This window comes from Burkholderia pyrrocinia, from assembly GCF_022809715.1.
GTDB lineage: Bacteria > Pseudomonadota > Gammaproteobacteria > Burkholderiales > Burkholderiaceae > Burkholderia > Burkholderia pyrrocinia_C.
Genome location: NZ_CP094459.1, coordinates 87,600 through 102,633 on the forward strand (window position 1 = coordinate 87,600; position 15,034 = coordinate 102,633).

General features: G+C 65.9%; 14 protein-coding genes. 10 read left to right on the plus strand and 4 right to left on the minus strand.

Annotation, left to right across the window (positions count from 1 at the left end; translation table 11 throughout):
* Positions 1-171 precede the first annotated feature (171 nt).
* Together MRS60_RS00400 and MRS60_RS00405 are read left to right on the plus strand one after the other, a co-directional pair.
* Positions 172-621: a lytic transglycosylase domain-containing protein gene (locus MRS60_RS00400; RefSeq protein ID WP_034183810.1), complete on the plus strand. Its 450-nt coding sequence runs from the start codon at positions 172-174 to the stop codon at positions 619-621.
* 146 nt (positions 622-767) lie between these two features.
* Entirely contained in the window at positions 768-2,081 is a 1,314-nt protein-coding gene (locus MRS60_RS00405) for a GTP-binding protein (protein WP_279388939.1), read from the plus strand.
* 130 nt (positions 2,082-2,211) lie between these two features.
* On the opposite strand, the gene MRS60_RS00410 is transcribed toward MRS60_RS00405, so the two are convergent.
* Positions 2,212-2,490 carry an HU family DNA-binding protein gene (locus tag MRS60_RS00410; RefSeq protein WP_006401505.1) on the minus strand — a complete coding sequence of 93 codons (279 nt, stop codon included), beginning with the start codon at positions 2,488-2,490 and terminating at the stop codon, positions 2,212-2,214.
* 388 nt (positions 2,491-2,878) lie between these two features.
* Between MRS60_RS00410 and mnmC the strand changes: the two genes are divergently transcribed.
* From mnmC to MRS60_RS00445, 7 genes are all read left to right on the plus strand, one after another.
* Positions 2,879-4,825, plus strand: coding sequence for a bifunctional tRNA (5-methylaminomethyl-2-thiouridine)(34)-methyltransferase MnmD/FAD-dependent 5-carboxymethylaminomethyl-2-thiouridine(34) oxidoreductase MnmC (gene mnmC, locus MRS60_RS00415; protein ID WP_243565058.1), 1,947 nt, complete (start codon positions 2,879-2,881; stop codon positions 4,823-4,825).
* A gap of 679 nt (positions 4,826-5,504) precedes the next feature.
* A complete protein-coding gene (locus MRS60_RS00420) occupies positions 5,505-6,719 on the plus strand; it encodes a cation:proton antiporter (RefSeq protein ID WP_034183813.1) in 1,215 nt (404 codons plus the stop codon).
* 14 nt (positions 6,720-6,733) lie between these two features.
* Complete coding sequence (locus MRS60_RS00425; RefSeq protein ID WP_034183814.1) at positions 6,734-7,849, plus strand: YbdK family carboxylate-amine ligase; 1,116 nt, start codon at positions 6,734-6,736, stop codon at positions 7,847-7,849.
* 507 nt (positions 7,850-8,356) lie between these two features.
* Entirely contained in the window at positions 8,357-8,995 is a 639-nt protein-coding gene (locus MRS60_RS00430; RefSeq protein ID WP_034183815.1) for a MarR family winged helix-turn-helix transcriptional regulator, read from the plus strand.
* A 28-nt stretch (positions 8,996-9,023) separates the two neighbouring features.
* Positions 9,024-9,734, plus strand: coding sequence for a glutamine amidotransferase (locus MRS60_RS00435; protein ID WP_034183978.1), 711 nt, complete (start codon positions 9,024-9,026; stop codon positions 9,732-9,734).
* Positions 9,735-9,947: 213 nt separating this feature from the next.
* Positions 9,948-11,060, plus strand: coding sequence for an NADH:flavin oxidoreductase/NADH oxidase (locus MRS60_RS00440; protein WP_105390363.1), 1,113 nt, complete (start codon positions 9,948-9,950; stop codon positions 11,058-11,060).
* 179 nt (positions 11,061-11,239) lie between these two features.
* On the plus strand, positions 11,240-11,770 hold the full coding sequence (locus tag MRS60_RS00445; RefSeq protein WP_034183817.1) for an SET domain-containing protein: 531 nt from the start codon (positions 11,240-11,242) through the stop codon (positions 11,768-11,770).
* A gap of 131 nt (positions 11,771-11,901) precedes the next feature.
* On the opposite strand, the gene MRS60_RS00450 is transcribed toward MRS60_RS00445, so the two are convergent.
* Together MRS60_RS00450 and MRS60_RS00455 are read right to left on the minus strand one after the other, a co-directional pair.
* The gene (locus MRS60_RS00450) at positions 11,902-13,386 is read right to left on the minus strand and encodes a sensor histidine kinase (RefSeq protein ID WP_243565059.1); all 1,485 of its coding nucleotides are present in this window, start codon (positions 13,384-13,386) and stop codon (positions 11,902-11,904) included.
* Between the two features lie 116 nt (positions 13,387-13,502).
* The gene (locus MRS60_RS00455) at positions 13,503-14,195 is read right to left on the minus strand and encodes a response regulator (RefSeq protein WP_006401494.1); all 693 of its coding nucleotides are present in this window, start codon (positions 14,193-14,195) and stop codon (positions 13,503-13,505) included.
* A 122-nt stretch (positions 14,196-14,317) separates the two neighbouring features.
* Between MRS60_RS00455 and MRS60_RS00460 the strand changes: the two genes are divergently transcribed.
* On the plus strand, positions 14,318-14,548 hold the full coding sequence (locus MRS60_RS00460) for a DUF3717 domain-containing protein (protein WP_034183818.1): 231 nt from the start codon (positions 14,318-14,320) through the stop codon (positions 14,546-14,548).
* A 92-nt stretch (positions 14,549-14,640) separates the two neighbouring features.
* On the opposite strand, the gene MRS60_RS00465 is transcribed toward MRS60_RS00460, so the two are convergent.
* Positions 14,641-14,949: a 4a-hydroxytetrahydrobiopterin dehydratase gene (locus MRS60_RS00465; protein ID WP_034183819.1), complete on the minus strand. Its 309-nt coding sequence runs from the start codon at positions 14,947-14,949 to the stop codon at positions 14,641-14,643.
* Between the last annotated feature and the right edge of the window lie 85 nt (positions 14,950-15,034).

A 15,034-nucleotide genomic window follows, 5' to 3' on the forward strand; every position in this document is an offset into this window, starting at 1 on the left:
CCCCGTTTCGAGATGAACCGACACGGAAATGCGGTATAACCCGGCTGTCGTATTTCCGCATGTCGCAACCTGACGGACTGTCGGTATGATACGTGCGACGGGTTTCTCGCCGCACGAATAACAGGCACGGGTTTTCCCGACTCTCACGCATTTTCCTTTCGTTTTCGCACCATGAACAGACGGTTCGCTTCGATTGCGTGGATCGCCGCCGGCGTGTGGTTCGCCAGCGCAAACGCTCGCGCGGATTGTTTCGACGAAGCGGCCAGATACCAGCAGGTCAATCCGCTGATCCTGCGCGCGATCGCCTGGCAGGAATCGCGCAACCGGCCCGGCGCGCTGAACAAGAACACGAACGGCTCGATCGACTACGGCCTGATGCAGATCAATTCGGTCCACCTGTCGACGCTGTCGCGCTACGGGATCGACCGCGGCACGCTGATGGAACCGTGCAAGAACGTATACATCGCCGCGTGGCATCTGAAACAGAAGATGAACCGCTACGGCAACACGTGGCAGGCCATCGGCGCCTACCATTCCGAAACGCCGTCGCTGCGCGACAAGTACGCGCGTCAGATCGCCGGCATCCTGACGCAATGGAAGCTGCTGCCGCCCTCGCCGTGACGCCGCGCCGCATCGCGGCCTGACGCGGCGCCGGCCGGCCGGCGCGCGTTTGATGCACAATGCGGGCTCACGCCGCAGGTTCGCCCGTCCGCGGGCCGATCGCGCCCCGGAAGGGCGCCGCGGCCGCTTTTTCATCTTTTCCGTTGGTGTGTACCGCAATGAACCAGCCGTTGCCCGTCACCGTGCTGTCCGGCTTCCTCGGCGCCGGCAAGACCACGCTGCTCAATCACGTCCTCGCGAACCGAGCGGGCCTGAAAGTCGCCGTGATCGTCAACGATCTCGCGGCGGTCAACATCGACGCGTCGCTCGTGCGCGACGCGCAGGCGCTGTCGCACGTCGAGGAACGCCTCGTCGAAATGTCGAACGGCTGCATCTGCTGCACGCTGCGCGACGACCTGCTCGTCGAGATTCGCAACCTCGCGTCCGAAGGCCGCTTCGACGCGATCATGATCGAATCGACCGGTATCGCGGAGCCGATGCCGATCGCCGAAACCTTCACGTTCGTCGACGACGACGGCGAGTCGCTGTCGAAAATCGCGCGGCTCGACACGCTCGTCACCGTGGTCGACGCGTACAACTTCCTGCGCGACTACGGCTCCGACGACGCGCTCGCGACGCGCGGCATCGCCGCATCGGACGAAGACGACCGCACGCTCGTCGAACTGCTGATCGAGCAGATCGAATTCTGCGACGTGCTGGTGATCAACAAGGCCGATCTCGTCGGCACGGACGAACTCGCGCGCCTGCAGCACATCCTCGCGCGGCTCAATCCGCGCGCGCACCAGGTCGTGTCGAGGTTCGGCAACGTGCCGCTCGACGAAGTGCTGAACACGGGCCGCTTCGATTTCGACGAGGCCGCGAATGCGCCGGGCTGGCTCGCGTCGCTCGATCACGATCACACGCATTGCGACGACCCAGACTGCCATGACGAACATCATGCGCACGTGCACGGCGAAGCCGACGAATTCGGGATCGGCAATTTTGTTTACCGCGCGCGCCGGCCGTTCCATCCGGCACGACTCTGGGCGCTGCTGCACCAGGAGTGGCCGGGCGTGCTGCGCAGCAAGGGCTTCTTCTGGCTCGCGACGCGCAACGACATCGCGGGCTCGCTGTCGCAGGCGGGCGGCGTATGCCGGCATGGCCCGGCGGGTCTCTGGTGGGCCGCGCAGGATCGCGCGGAATGGCCGGACGACGACGAGCTGCTCGCCGAAATCCGCGCCGAATGGCACGGCGATCTCGACGATCGCACGGTCGGCGATCGCCGGCAGGAACTCGTGCTGATCGGCATCGCGCTCGATGCCGATGCATGGCGCGAGAAGCTCGACGCGTGCCTGCTGACCGATGCGGAATTCGCCGTCGGCGCGGCGGGATGGAGCGCGTTCGACGATCCGTTCCCGGCGTGGGATGTCGATTCGCACGACGACGACGATCACGGCGACACGCAAATCGTGCACGCGTAACGGCGTGGTAACGGCTTGTAAAAACAACCGTTAAATCTTGCAAGAGCGGCGCGGACTGTGGCGAAAATGCCGCGCGCGCCCAACAAAAAACCCGCCGAAAGGCGGGTTTTTTTCTGGAACAGGCGCTGGTTTAACGCTTGTTGACGGCGTCCTTGAACGCCTTGCCAGCCGTGAACTTGACCGTCTTGGCTGCCGGGATCTTGATGGTTTCGCCGGTCTTCGGGTTGCGGCCCGTACGTGCTGCGCGCTTGCCCGAACCGAAGCTGCCGAAGCCGATCAGCTGAACCGCATCACCCTTCGACACGGCCTTCTTGATGACTTCGAGCAGCGTGTCCAGCGTTTCGCCGGTTTGAGCCTTGCTGGCGCCCGTTTGGGCGGCGACGGCGTCGATCAGTTCCTGTTTGTTCATTAAGGTTCCTTTATCAGGTTAGGTTGACACGAACAGCGCGAACGCGCCGATTATACGTGCGCGAACCGTGCCGTCGAGAGTCAGACTCCGACGACACAGCGCCGAATCCTGGCCCGCGCGACGCGCCCTCCGGCTTGCCGGCGGCCACCCCGCGGTACGGCGTTGCTATGATAGCGCAGCGCAAACCCAATAACGACAAGGGTTTCAAAGATTTTCATCAGTATTTCGCCGAATGAATCGTCGATTGCCCGTTTTTTGACCTGCGCCAACCGGACAGGATACGCAGCGCGGTCCGCCCGTGCGCCGCCCCGTTGGCTTTTTCCAACGGCCGCTCGGACGACCCCGCGCAATCCCTTGCCAGGCTTGGCTGCCACGTTTTTTGTTTCGCATGCCCGACCGACTTGTTCCCGCCACGCTCGCGCTTCGCGACGACGGCACGCTCGTTTCGCCCGAGTACGGCGACCTCCATCGCGGCGCATCAGGTGCGCTTGCGCATCACCTGTGCGTCTCCGGCAACGGGCTGCCGGCGCGCTGGCAAGGCCGCCGCGCATTCACGATCGTCGCGACGGGATTCGGCGCAGGCAGCCACTTCCTCGCGACATGGGCCGCGTGGCGCGACGATCCGGTGCGCTGCGAGCGGCTGCATTTCGTCGCAGTCGAGCCGCATCCGTTCTCGCGCGACGATTTGCGCCGCGCGGTTTCGCATATCGTTGCGAACACAACCATATCGGCCGACGTCGATGCACTGGTCGACGCCTGGCCGATGCTCGTGCCGGGCCTGCACCGGCTCGAATTCGACGCAGGGCGCGTGGTGCTCACGCTCGCGTTCGGCGATGCAGTCGACATGCTGACCAAGCTCGTCGCGCGCGCCGATGCGTTTTATCTTGACGGCTTCACGTCGTCGGGCGACGCGGATCTCTGCGCGACCGACGTGGTTCGTGCGCTCGCGAAAATCGCCGGCGAAGGCGCGACGTTTGCAACGCATGCGAATTCCGGCGCCGTGAAACACGCACTCGGCGAATCGGGTTTCACGTATCGCGAAGTCGACGATTCGCTCGTCGGCGAATATGCGCCGCGCTGGCGCGCGCGCCGGCACGAGCCGCCGCGCGCACTGCCCGTTGCGGCGCGCCGCGCGATCGTGATCGGCGCGGGCCTGGCCGGCTGCGCGGTCGTCGAACGCCTGGCCGCGCGCGGCTGGGAAGTCACGCTGATCGAGCGGCACGAACGGATCGCGAGCGAAGCGTCGGGCAATCCGGCCGGCGTATTCCATCCGCTGATGACACGCGACGACAACGTCGCAAGCCGGCTCACGCGCAGCGGCTTCCTGCACGCGATCGCACGCTGGCGCGCACTCGAACGCGCGGGCCATGCGTTCGCGCGCAGCACGCACGGGATGATCCATCTCGCCGAATCGGCCGACGACTTCGCGCGGATGCGCGATGCATTCGATGCGTTCGGCGCACCATCCGACTATGCGTCGCTGCTCGATACCGATGCCGCGCGCGCGCATCTGAACCTGCCGGTCGCGCATGGCGGCCTGCTGTTTCCGCATGGCGGCGCCGTCTGGCCGGCCGGGCTGTGCGCGGCGCAATGCGCGGCGGCCGGCGAACGCGTGCGCTTGCTCGCGTCTACCGGTGTCGCGCGGCTCGAGCGGCGGGGCGACACATGGCATGCGTTTGATTCGACGGGCGGCACGCTGGCCGAAGCGCCCGTCGTCGTGCTTGCGAACGCGGGCGACGCCGTGCGTCTCGCGGGGCTGCAGCATGTCGTGCTGCAACCGGTGCGCGGTCAACTCACGCTGCTGCCGCCCGGCACCGCGGCGCCGTTGCCGTGCCCGGCGATCGGCGACGGTTACGCGGTGCCGCTCGACGACGGCACGCTGCTGATCGGCGCGACGTTCGAACCCGACGACGTCGATCCGGCGATGCGCGCGGCCGGTCACATCGAAAACCTCGACCGCGTGCGGCACCTGCTGCCGGGCCTGATCGGCGACGTGCCGGACCTGGGCACGCTGCGCGGCCGCGTTGCATTCCGCTGGGTCGTCGCCGATCGCCTGCCGCTGATCGGACCGCTCGCGGACGAAACGCAGGCCGTTGCGAACGCACGCGCGCTGAGCGGCGCAAAGGCGCGCGACCTGCCGCGCACGCCCGGCCTCTACGGCGCATTCGGCTTTGGCTCGCGCGGCCTCGTGTGGGCCGCGCTCGGCGCCGAACTGATCGCATCGCAGCTCGAAGGCGAGCCGTGGCCGCTCGAGCGCGAACTCGCCGAAGCCGTCGATCCCGCCCGCTTCCTGATCCGCGCGCTGCGCGCGCGCCGCGTCGGCTCGGCCGGCTGACCGGCTTCCTGTCGCACGAATCGCTCACAGTTTTCCGGCTTCCCCGTGCAAGGTTATCCACCCGGCGCTGTGGATAACCTTGCGAAATCCACACGCACTTCATGTGTAATCACAGTGGACGTAAACTGGGCAACTCGGCACAGCTGTGAAACGGCCCCAAAGTTGCTCATCTCAAACTTCTGTGCACGAACAGCCTGTGCAACGGGTTATGGTTTCGCCAACGCATTGATCCGTCAGCGTAAACCGAAGTTATCCACAGAACTGTGCGTCCTTTGTTAACTTCTACTACGTATATATACAGGTAAACCTTTGAAACCAAAGACCTGTGGTGCCGCACAGCGCCGCGAGTCGATTCAATGGGTTCCAGACCGAAAAAGCTGTGGCACAATCGGTTTCCTTCGCGTTCGTCCGGCCAGGCGCCGGACAAGCTTCAATGGAACGGTCGGCACGGTTTCGAATCTGAATCTTCGAGACTGCGCAGTCCGTTCACACACCAGGCCGACAATCCAGATCGGCAACCTGTGCGACTTTCCGCCGGATGGCGGAACAGGCGGACCCCATGTCCCGCCGTCGTCGACCACAACAATCACATTCGGGGCGATACCCAGCCGGCGCGCATCCATTTCTGACGCTTGACCCCGCGTCGCTGGCGGTTGCTTCCAAAGGAGAAGTCACCACGATGAAGTCGGCGTTCTCATTCCTGCCCAACTGGCCGCTCGCGCCGGATGCCGTGTTCTGGGCCGGGCTCGCGCTGTTCGCGGCCGGCCTGTGTGGCGAACTGTGCTATCGCGCATGGCGCCTGCCGCGCATCACCGGTTATGCGGTGATCGGTCTCGTCGCCGGTTCGTTCGGATTCGGCGTGATCGACGCGAGCACCGACGAAACCTCGCGGCTGCTGATCGACGTCGCGCTCGGCCTGCTGCTGTTCGAGCTCGGCAGCCGCCTCGACCTGCGCTGGATCCGGCGCAATCCGTGGCTCGTCGCGTCGAGTCTCGCGGAAGCCACGCTGACGTTCGTGCTCGTGCTGTTCGTGATGCTTGCGCTCGGTGTGTCGGGAATGGTTGCACTCGTGCTGTCGGCGATCGCGATCGCGACGTCGCCGTCGATGGTGATCCAGCTCAAGACCGAACTGCGCGCGGAAGGGCAGGTGTCGCAGCGCCTCATCACGCTGACCGCGCTCAACAGCGTGTACGCGATCGTGCTGACCAAGCTCGTCACGAGCTGGCTGCACCAGGAAGCGTACGGCAACGTGTTCGCGACGATCCTGCAGCCGCTCTACCTGATCGCCGGTTCGTTCATCGTCGCGTATCTCGTCGCGCGTTCGTGCAATTTCCTGTTTCGCCACATGACGTCGACGATGCGCGACGAGCATTCGTTCGTCGCGCTGTTCGGGCTCGTGATGCTGGCGATCGCGGTGGCACAGGCGCTGAAGCTGTCGACGCTGCTCACGCTGCTGCTCGCGGGCATCATCGTGAAGAACCTCGAAGCGCGTCCGCAGCTGTGGCCCGAGCATTTCGGCACGGCCGGCTGGCTGCTGACGGTGGTCCTGTTCGTGCTGACGCTCACGTCGTTCACGTGGGGCGACATCGCGCTCGGCGGGCTGCTCTCGATCGTGCTGATCGTCACGCGGCTCGTCGCGAAGCTGGCCGGCGTCGTCGCGTTCGCGAAGCCGAGCGGCATCGGGATGAAGCAGGGCGTCGCGCTCGGCATCGCGCTCACGCCGATGTCCGCGCTGTCGTACCTGCTCGTCGACGACACCTACCAGCTCTATCCGAATTTCGACCCGCACCTGCGTGCGATCGTGATGTGCACGATCGTGATCCTGCAGCTCGTCAGCCCGTTCGTGGTCTACCGCTGCCTGTCGGCGGTCGGCGAACGCAGCGACAGCAACTGATTCCGGAACCTGCCATGGCACTCGAAACCTTCGTCAATTCCGAACCGTTCACGTTCGGTGTCGAACTGGAGATCCAGGTCGTCAACACGCACAACTACGACCTGACCAAGGCTGCATCCGACCTGATGCGCCTGATCCAGGGCGAGACCTTTCCGGGCAACATCACGCCCGAAATCACCGAGAGCATGATCGAGCTGTCGACCGGCATCTGCCATTCGCACGAGCAGGCGGTCAGCGAACTGCACGCGATCCGCGACGTGCTCGTGAAGGCGGCCGACCAGCTCAACGTCGGGCTCGCCGGCGGCGGCACGCACGCGTTCCAGCAATGGAGCGACCGGCAGATCTACGATGCGCCGCGCTTCCAGTACATCTCCGAGCTATACGGCTATCTGGCCAAACAGTTCACCGTGTTCGGCCAGCACGTGCACATCGGCTGTCCCGATCCCGACAGCGCGCTGTTCCTGCTGCACTCGATGTCGCGCTTCATTCCGCACTTCATCGCGCTGTCCGCGTCGTCGCCGTTCGTGCAGAACGTCGACACGGGCTTCCATTCGGCACGCCTGAATTCGGTGTTCGCGTTCCCGCTGTCGGGCCGCGCGCCGTTCGTGCTGACCTGGGACAGCTTCGAGGAGTACTTCATGAAGATGGTGAACACGGGCGTCGTCAACTCGATGAAGGACTTCTACTGGGACATCCGCCCGAAGCCCGGCTACGGGACGATCGAGGTGCGCGTGATGGATACGCCGCTGTCGGTCGACCGCGCGGCGGCGATCGCCTGCTACATCCAGACGCTCGCGCGCTACCTGCTGACCGACCGGCCGCTGAAGCTGTCGGAGGACGACTACCTCGTCTATACGTTCAACCGTTTCGAAGCGTGCCGCTTCGGGCTCGAGGGCACCTGCGTGAATCCTCAGACAGGTGAACGCCGCACGATCGCAGAAGACATCCTCGACACGCTCGACCGGATCGCGCCGCATGCGGCTGCGCTCGGTTCTCGCGCGGCGCTCGACGAGATCGGTGCGCTTGCCAAGGCGCGCGTGAACGACGCATCGTGGTTGAGAACCGTTTTCAAACAGGAAAAATCGCTGAACGAAACGGTCCGGCAGCAGTGCTTACGCTGGCGCGAATGAAAAAATGTTTTGCAGATTACAGGCTCGACCGCGTCGCGATTCGCTGAACGACGGTCGGCCCGGTTTCAGGCCGAAATCGTTGCCAGTCGCCCTGAAAATCTGTGGATAACCCGACATTCCTCTGCAAAGTCAACGCTCTGCGGGCGGGGTAACCCGGTGGATCATTGCCATTCCCCCGATGGCCGATCCGAACAGGAAAATGCCGATGCGCCCCGTTCCGCGGGTGCGCGGCATTGCAGGCACAACGAAAAAATTCAGTTATCCAGCGATTTTCCACAGAATGCAGGGGATAACTTAGCTGTGCGATTTTCCGCTCTCGCTTAGAATGTCGGCTTTGCGGACACCGGAACGACGCGTGTCTCACCGGTCGCCGCGAATGCGACCGCCGCGTGTGCCTCGCGACGGCCGTGCTGACGCACTCGCAAGAGCGCGTCTGTTTTGAGATGGACATTCGATCTCCACACTACGGCCGCTCGGCATTCCGGGCGGCGGCAAAGCGAAAAGACTATGAGCGAAGGCGTTTACGGGAACCAGGCTTCGGGACGTGTCACCCACAGCCTGCTGCGGTTGAGTACGGCCATGCGAAGCCAGGCATGGGATTGGGCGGAAGGCGCGGGCCTGACGCCGACGCAGGGCGAGATCCTCGTGCTGCTGCTGCAGCGCAAGGGCCCGATGCGGCTCGGCGAGATCGCGCGCGAGACGCAGCTCACCGCGGCGACCACGAGCGATGCGGTCAGCACGCTCGAGACGAAGGGGCTCGTCGAGAAGCGTCGTGCGCTGGACGACGGCCGCGCACTGGCCGTGCGCCTGTCGGCCCGTGGCCGCACGGCCGCGAAGAAGGCGCTGCAATGGCCTGAATTCCTGACGAAAGCGGTCGGCAAGCTCGGCGCGGACGAGCAGGGCGCACTGTATCGCGCGCTGCTGAAGACGCTGCGCGAGCTGCAGGTGGCCGGCGCGACGCCGCCGCAGCGCATGTGCGTGACGTGCGCCCACTTCCAGCCGGGCAAGCTGTCGAAGAAGACCGTGCATTACTGCGCGGCGCTCGACATCTCGATGGCCGACAGCGACCTGCGTCTCGACTGCTCGGTGCAGGAAGAAGCCGACGCGGCGACGCAGAAGAAGACCTGGAAGATTTTCGCAGGCTGACGTCCGTCGATCGACCGGGAGGCCGATGATGAACGCTGAAGTCGTGGCGATCCGCCATGTGCATTTCGAGGATCTCGGGAGCTTCGAGCAGGTGCTCGGCGAACGGGGCCGGCGGGTGCGCTATGTAGACGTCGGGTCGTCGCGGTTCGAGGTGCTCGACGTGCTCCAGCCGTCGCTGTTCGTCGTGCTCGGCGGGCCGCTCAGCGTGTACGACGATGCGCAGTATCCGACGATCGCGCCGCTCGCGGCGCTCGTGCGCCAGCGCATCGACGCTGGGCTGCCGATCCTCGGTATCTGCCTCGGCGCGCAGTTCATCGCCCGTGCGCTCGGTGCGAGCGTCTATCCGGCCGCGCAGCACGAACTCGGCTGGGCGCCGCTGACGCTCACCGATGCCGGCCGCGCGTCGCCGTTGCGCCATCTCGATGGCGCGGCGACATCGATGCTGCACTGGCACGGCGATACGTTCGACCTGCCGGGCGGCGCGATCCATCTCGCATCGACGCCGGCCTGCCGCCACCAGGCATTCGCATGGGGGCAGCACGTGCTGGCGCTGCAATGCCATCCGGAAATCCGCACTGACCGCTTCGAACCCTGGCTGATCGGGAACGCCGGCGAAATCGCGGCGACGCCGGGCATCGACGCCCGCCAGTTGCGCGCCGATACCGCGCAACACGGCCCCGCGCTCGAGACGGCCGCGCGGCGCATGTTCGCGGAGTGGCTCGACAGCATCGGGCTGTGACGCCGCGGGCGGCGCCGTTCGCCGCGAATCCTTGGCCCGGCCCGCATCCGTTGCAGGCCGGCGCATTGCTGCTTGCAACGCGGTTCCCGCCGCGCCGGCAACCTGCTGCCGGCCGTACCTGACCATCCGCTTACTATCGTTTGGGCCATCTGCACGCTTCGAGCCTGCGTGCTACGCTCGTTCGCTCTTTCCCTTTCCAGGCGAGCGGCTTCCATGACTGCGCTGTTTTCCCCGTTCACGCTGCGCGGCGTGACCCTTCCGAACCGGATCGTGATCTCCCCGATGTGCCAGTATTCGGCCGAACGCGGCGAAGCGACCGACTGGCACATGATTCACCTCGGCCATCTCGCGCTGTCGGGTGCGGGCCTGCTGTGCATCGAGGCGACTGCGGTGGAACCCGACGGGCGCATCACGCACGGCGACCTCGGCCTTTGGGACGATGTAACCGAAGCCGCGCTGAAGCCCGTGCTGGCCGCGATCCGCAAGCATTCGCCGGTCCGCGTCGCGATGCAGTTGTCGCATGCGGGGCGCAAGGCGTCGAGCGACGTGCCCTGGCAGGGCGGTCAGCTCGTGTCCGTCGCCGACGGCGGCTGGCTGCCGCACGGGCCGTCGGCCGTACCGCACAAGGAAGGCGAGACGCCGCCGCTCGCGCTCGACGCCGCGGGCCTGAACCGGATCCGCGATGCGTTCGCGGCTGCCGCGAGGCGTGCCGCGCGGCTCGGCATCGACGCGATCGAAGTGCATGCGGCGCACGGCTACCTGCTGCACCAGTTCCTGTCGCCGCTCGCGAACCGGCGCACCGACGAATACGGCGGCTCGCGCGAAAACCGGATGCGTTTTCCGCTCGAGATCTTCGAGATCGTGCGCGCGGCGTTTCCGGAGGACCGGCCGGTCGGCGTGCGCGTGTCCGCGACCGACTGGGTCGAAGGCGGCTGGGAGCTCGACGACACGATTGCGTTCGCGCACGAACTGAAGCGCCGTGGCTGCGACTGGATCGACGTGTCGTCCGGCGGCGTGTCGCCGCTGCAGAAGATTCCGCTGTCGCCCGGCTACCAGGTGCCGTTCGCACAGGCCGTGAAGCGCGCGGTCGGCATGCCGACGATGGCGGTCGGCCTGATCAACGAGCCCGCGCATGCGGACCGGCTCATCGAGGCCGGCGATGCCGATTTCGTCGCGATGGCGCGCGCGATGCTGTACGACCCGCGCTGGCCGTGGCACGCGGCGGCCGAGCTCGGTGCGCAGGTGACGGCGCCGCCGCAGTACTGGCGCTCGCAGCCGCGCGAGCACAAGGCGTTGTTCGGCGACATCGCGTTCGGCCAGCGTTGACGCGTCGAGCGCGCAATATTGCGCGCGATGTTGAACGAAGCAATATCGAACGTGTAGGATGCGGGTGATTCGCCGCATGCCCCGACGCGGCACCGACCGGTGCCGCGTTTTCGTTTGGCGCGCGCCAGGTCGCGATCGCGGCTGTCTTCCATTCATTCGTCTTCACAAGGATTCGTTCGATGAGTTCACGCAGGATCGCGGTGCGCCGCTCGGGAGTACACGGCAAGGGCGTGTTCGCGGTGGCGCCGATCAGGGCCGGCGAACGCGTAGTGGAATACAAGGGCGAGCGAATCTCGTGGAAGGAAGCGCTGCGTCGCCATCCGCACGATCCGAGCGAGCCGAACCATACGTTCTACTTCGCACTGGACGAAGGCGGCGTGATCGACGGCAAGATCGACGGCAACAGCGCGCGCTGGATCAACCATTCGTGCGCGCCGAACTGCGAAGCGGAGGAGGTCAAAGGCCGCGTATATATCCACGCGCTGCGCGACATCGGGCCGGAAGAGGAGCTGTTCTACGACTACGGCCTCGTGATCGACGCGAAGCTGACGAAGAAGCTCAAGCGCGAATACGCATGCCATTGCGGCGCGGCTTCGTGCCGCGGCACGCTGCTCGCGACGTCGGACGACGGCGAGAAGAAGAAAAAGAAGAAGGACAAGAAGGACGGCAAGTCCGAGTCCGGCGCGAAGGACAAGAAAAACAAGAAGTGAAACCGGCGGCGGCGCATCGTGCGCTGCCGATTCCGCAGACGGCCGTCGCGTTGCGCGGCAGTCCTTCCCGTTTCCTTATCCGTCGGGCGGCCCGGTCAACGCTCGCCCGACGCGAATCGCCCGATGGCCGCTCAATGCGCCGACGCGGCGGCCGGCGTTTCGCTGGCCGGTTTCTCCGTGCGCTGGGCGAGCGGCACCCGCACCACGAAGCGCGAACCGCCTTCCGACGCATCCTCGTACGACACGGTGCCGCCATGCATCGCGATGATGTCGTGCACGATCGCGAGGCCGAGCCCGGCCCCCGTCTCGACGCCGTTGCCGCTTTGCGCGTCGCCGCGGAAGAAGCGCTTGAACAGGTCGGACTGCTGGTTCGCGGGCACGCCCGGGCCGTTGTCCTCGACGACGATCTCGGCGGCCGGCTGGCCGTCTTCGAGCGCACTGCGTGCGACGTTCACCGTGATCCGCGCGCCGTCCGGCCGCGCGAGCGGCACGTATTTCAGCGCATTGTCGAGCAGGTTCGCGATCACCTCGCGCAGCAGCACCGGGTTGCCGCGCACGATCAGCTTCTCGTCGTCGCCGGGGTCGTCGCTGCGCTGGAAGCCGAGGTCGACATGCGACGCGAGCGCACGCGGCACCCACTCGGCACCCGTTTCGAACGCCATCGCCGCGAGATCGACGTCGACGAACCGCGCGGCCTGTTCGCCCGGCTCCGCGCGCGCGAGCGACAGCAACTGGTTCGACAGCCGCACCGCGCGGTCGGCGGCCGCGCGCAGTTCGCGCACCGCGGCGAAGGTCTGGTGCGGGTCGCGTGCGACGGCCGCCTGCTCCGCATGCAGCTTCACGGCCGTGAGCGGTGTGCGCAACTGGTGCGCGGCATCGGCGATGAACTTGCGTTGCGCGTCGAGCGCGGTCTTCAGGCGGCCGAGCAGCGCATTCATCGCGCTCGTCAGCGGCCGGATCTCCAGCGGCACCTCGGTTTCGTCGACCGGTTCCAGCGACGTGTGAGTCTGCCGGTTCAGCGAATCGGCGAGATGCGTGAGCGGGCCGAGCTGCTGGTTCACGACGCGCCACACGATGCCCCAGCCCGCGAGCAGCAGCAGCAGCAGTGGCATCATGATCGCGACGAGGAATTCGGCCGCGATCCGGTAGCGGTGCCGCACCGGCTGCGCGACCTCGACGACCATCGGCTTGCCGCCTTCGACATCGTCGACGCGCACCTGCGCGACGCGCACCGCACGGTTGTCGTACTCGGCCTCGAACACGTACGCGTGATGCATGCGGCGCACGTTGATGCCTCGCAGCGGCAGCTTCGGATCGCCGGCGAGTTCCTGTTCGCCGTCGCTGATCCGGTAGATCAGCGCTTCGGCCGGATCGGAGAACATCGCCTGCGCGAGCGGCGGCACCGTGAACGGCGCATCGGGGCCGGCGATCTGGATCTGTTTCGAGATGGCGGTCGCGAGATCGGCGAGCGAGCGGTCGATCACGTGCTGCGTGTATTGCCACGCGAGCCAGTAGGCGATCAGGCCGCTCATCAGCGCGAGCATCGACAGCGGTGCGGCGAGGCGCCGGAGCAGCGAGCGGCGCAGGCTGGTGGTCACAGCCGGATCAGGAGACATTTCGACGGGCAAATGGATAAGCGCCGCTCACGGGGAGCGGCGCGGTCGTGCGCCGGGTGGCGACGCGGAGCAGGGCACACATGCCGGCGGCACGCGGCCGGCCGGTGTGCGGCCGCTCAGACGCTCGCCGTCTGGCGGATTTCCTGCAGCAGGTAGCCGAAGCCGCGCACCGTGACGATTTCGACGCGGCACTGCTCGAGTTTCTTGCGCACGCGGTGCACATAGACTTCGATCGCGGTATCGCCGAGATCGCCGCCGAAGTGCGTGAGGTGATCCTGCAACTGGGCCTTGCTGACGACGCGGCCGTGACGCAACAGCAGCATCTCGAGCACCGCGAATTCGCGCGGCGACAGTTCGAGCGGCTTGTCGTCGTTGAAGATGCGGCGGTCGACGCCCGACAGGCGGACGCCGCCGAGCGACACTTCCGGACGCGGCATGTCGCTGTGCGGGCCGCTGCGGCGCATCACCGCGCGGATGCGCGCTTCGAGCTCGGCCGGCTCGAACGGCTTGAGCATGTAGTCGTCGGCACCCGAGTTCAGGCCCTGGATCCGGTCGTTCAGCTCGTCGCGTGCGGTCAGCACGATCACGGGCGTGTGGCGGTTGGTCTGGCGGAAGCGCGTGAGCAGCGTCATTCCGTCGATGCCCGGCAGGCCGAGGTCGAGGATCACGAGTTCGTGGCGGTTTTGTGCCAGCGCCTGTTCGGCAAAAATGCCGTCATGCACCATGTCGACGGTGAAGCCAGCCTGCTCGAGGCTGCTCTGGATACCGCGTGCGATGGGGCGGTCGTCTTCGATCAGAAGGAGTCGCATGAAGTTCGCTCAAGTACAATGGGTTGGCGGTTCAGGCACGCGGACAGCACGAAGCCGTTTCCACAGGGGCGCCGCATCGCGTGACATCAAGCATGGCGGCCAGCGAACGATTAAATCCAATCATGTCCGATATTTCGATCAACGACCTTGAAGCCGCGATCAATTTCTGGCGCGCCCGCTCGCCGTCGAGCGGCGACGAACTCAAACTCTGCGAAGAGGCCAGCGCGCTCTCCAAGCCGTATGCGCTGCTGATTGTACAGCGCGAAAGCGCGCTGCAACTGGAAGGTTTGGACCCCAAGGCGCGGAAAGCGTACGAGACTTACGTGCGGCTTAAGGATGGCTTGGAAAGCTGAAGGCTTTCGCTGACTACATCCTAGAAAACGTTCAGCGAAATGAAAAGTTGACGCGCCGCGCACCGAACGATGCGCGGCGGTAGAGGAAGGGCTCAGGCGGCGGGTTTCGCGTGCGCGCCGGCGCGGTCGATGAACAGCGCGAGCTCGATGTCGCGTTCGGTCAGGCCGTCGGCGTCGTGGGTCGACAGCGTGACGTCGACGCGGTTGTACACGTTGAACCATTCAGGATGGTGGTTCATTTCCTGCGCCTTGATCGCGACGCGCGTCATGAAGCCGAACGCTTCGTTGAAATCGGCGAAGCGCAGGCTGCGCTGGATCGCGTCGCGGCCCGGCACGGCCGTCCAGAGCGGCAGGCCTTCGAGCCGGGTCTTGCGTTCTTCTGATGTGAGCTTGTGGATCATCTTGCACCTCTCGTTCGGTAACGGCGCTCGTGCGCGGCTGCGCCGCGCGGCGCAGCCGGCACCGGTCATTGTTTCATAGTTGTGG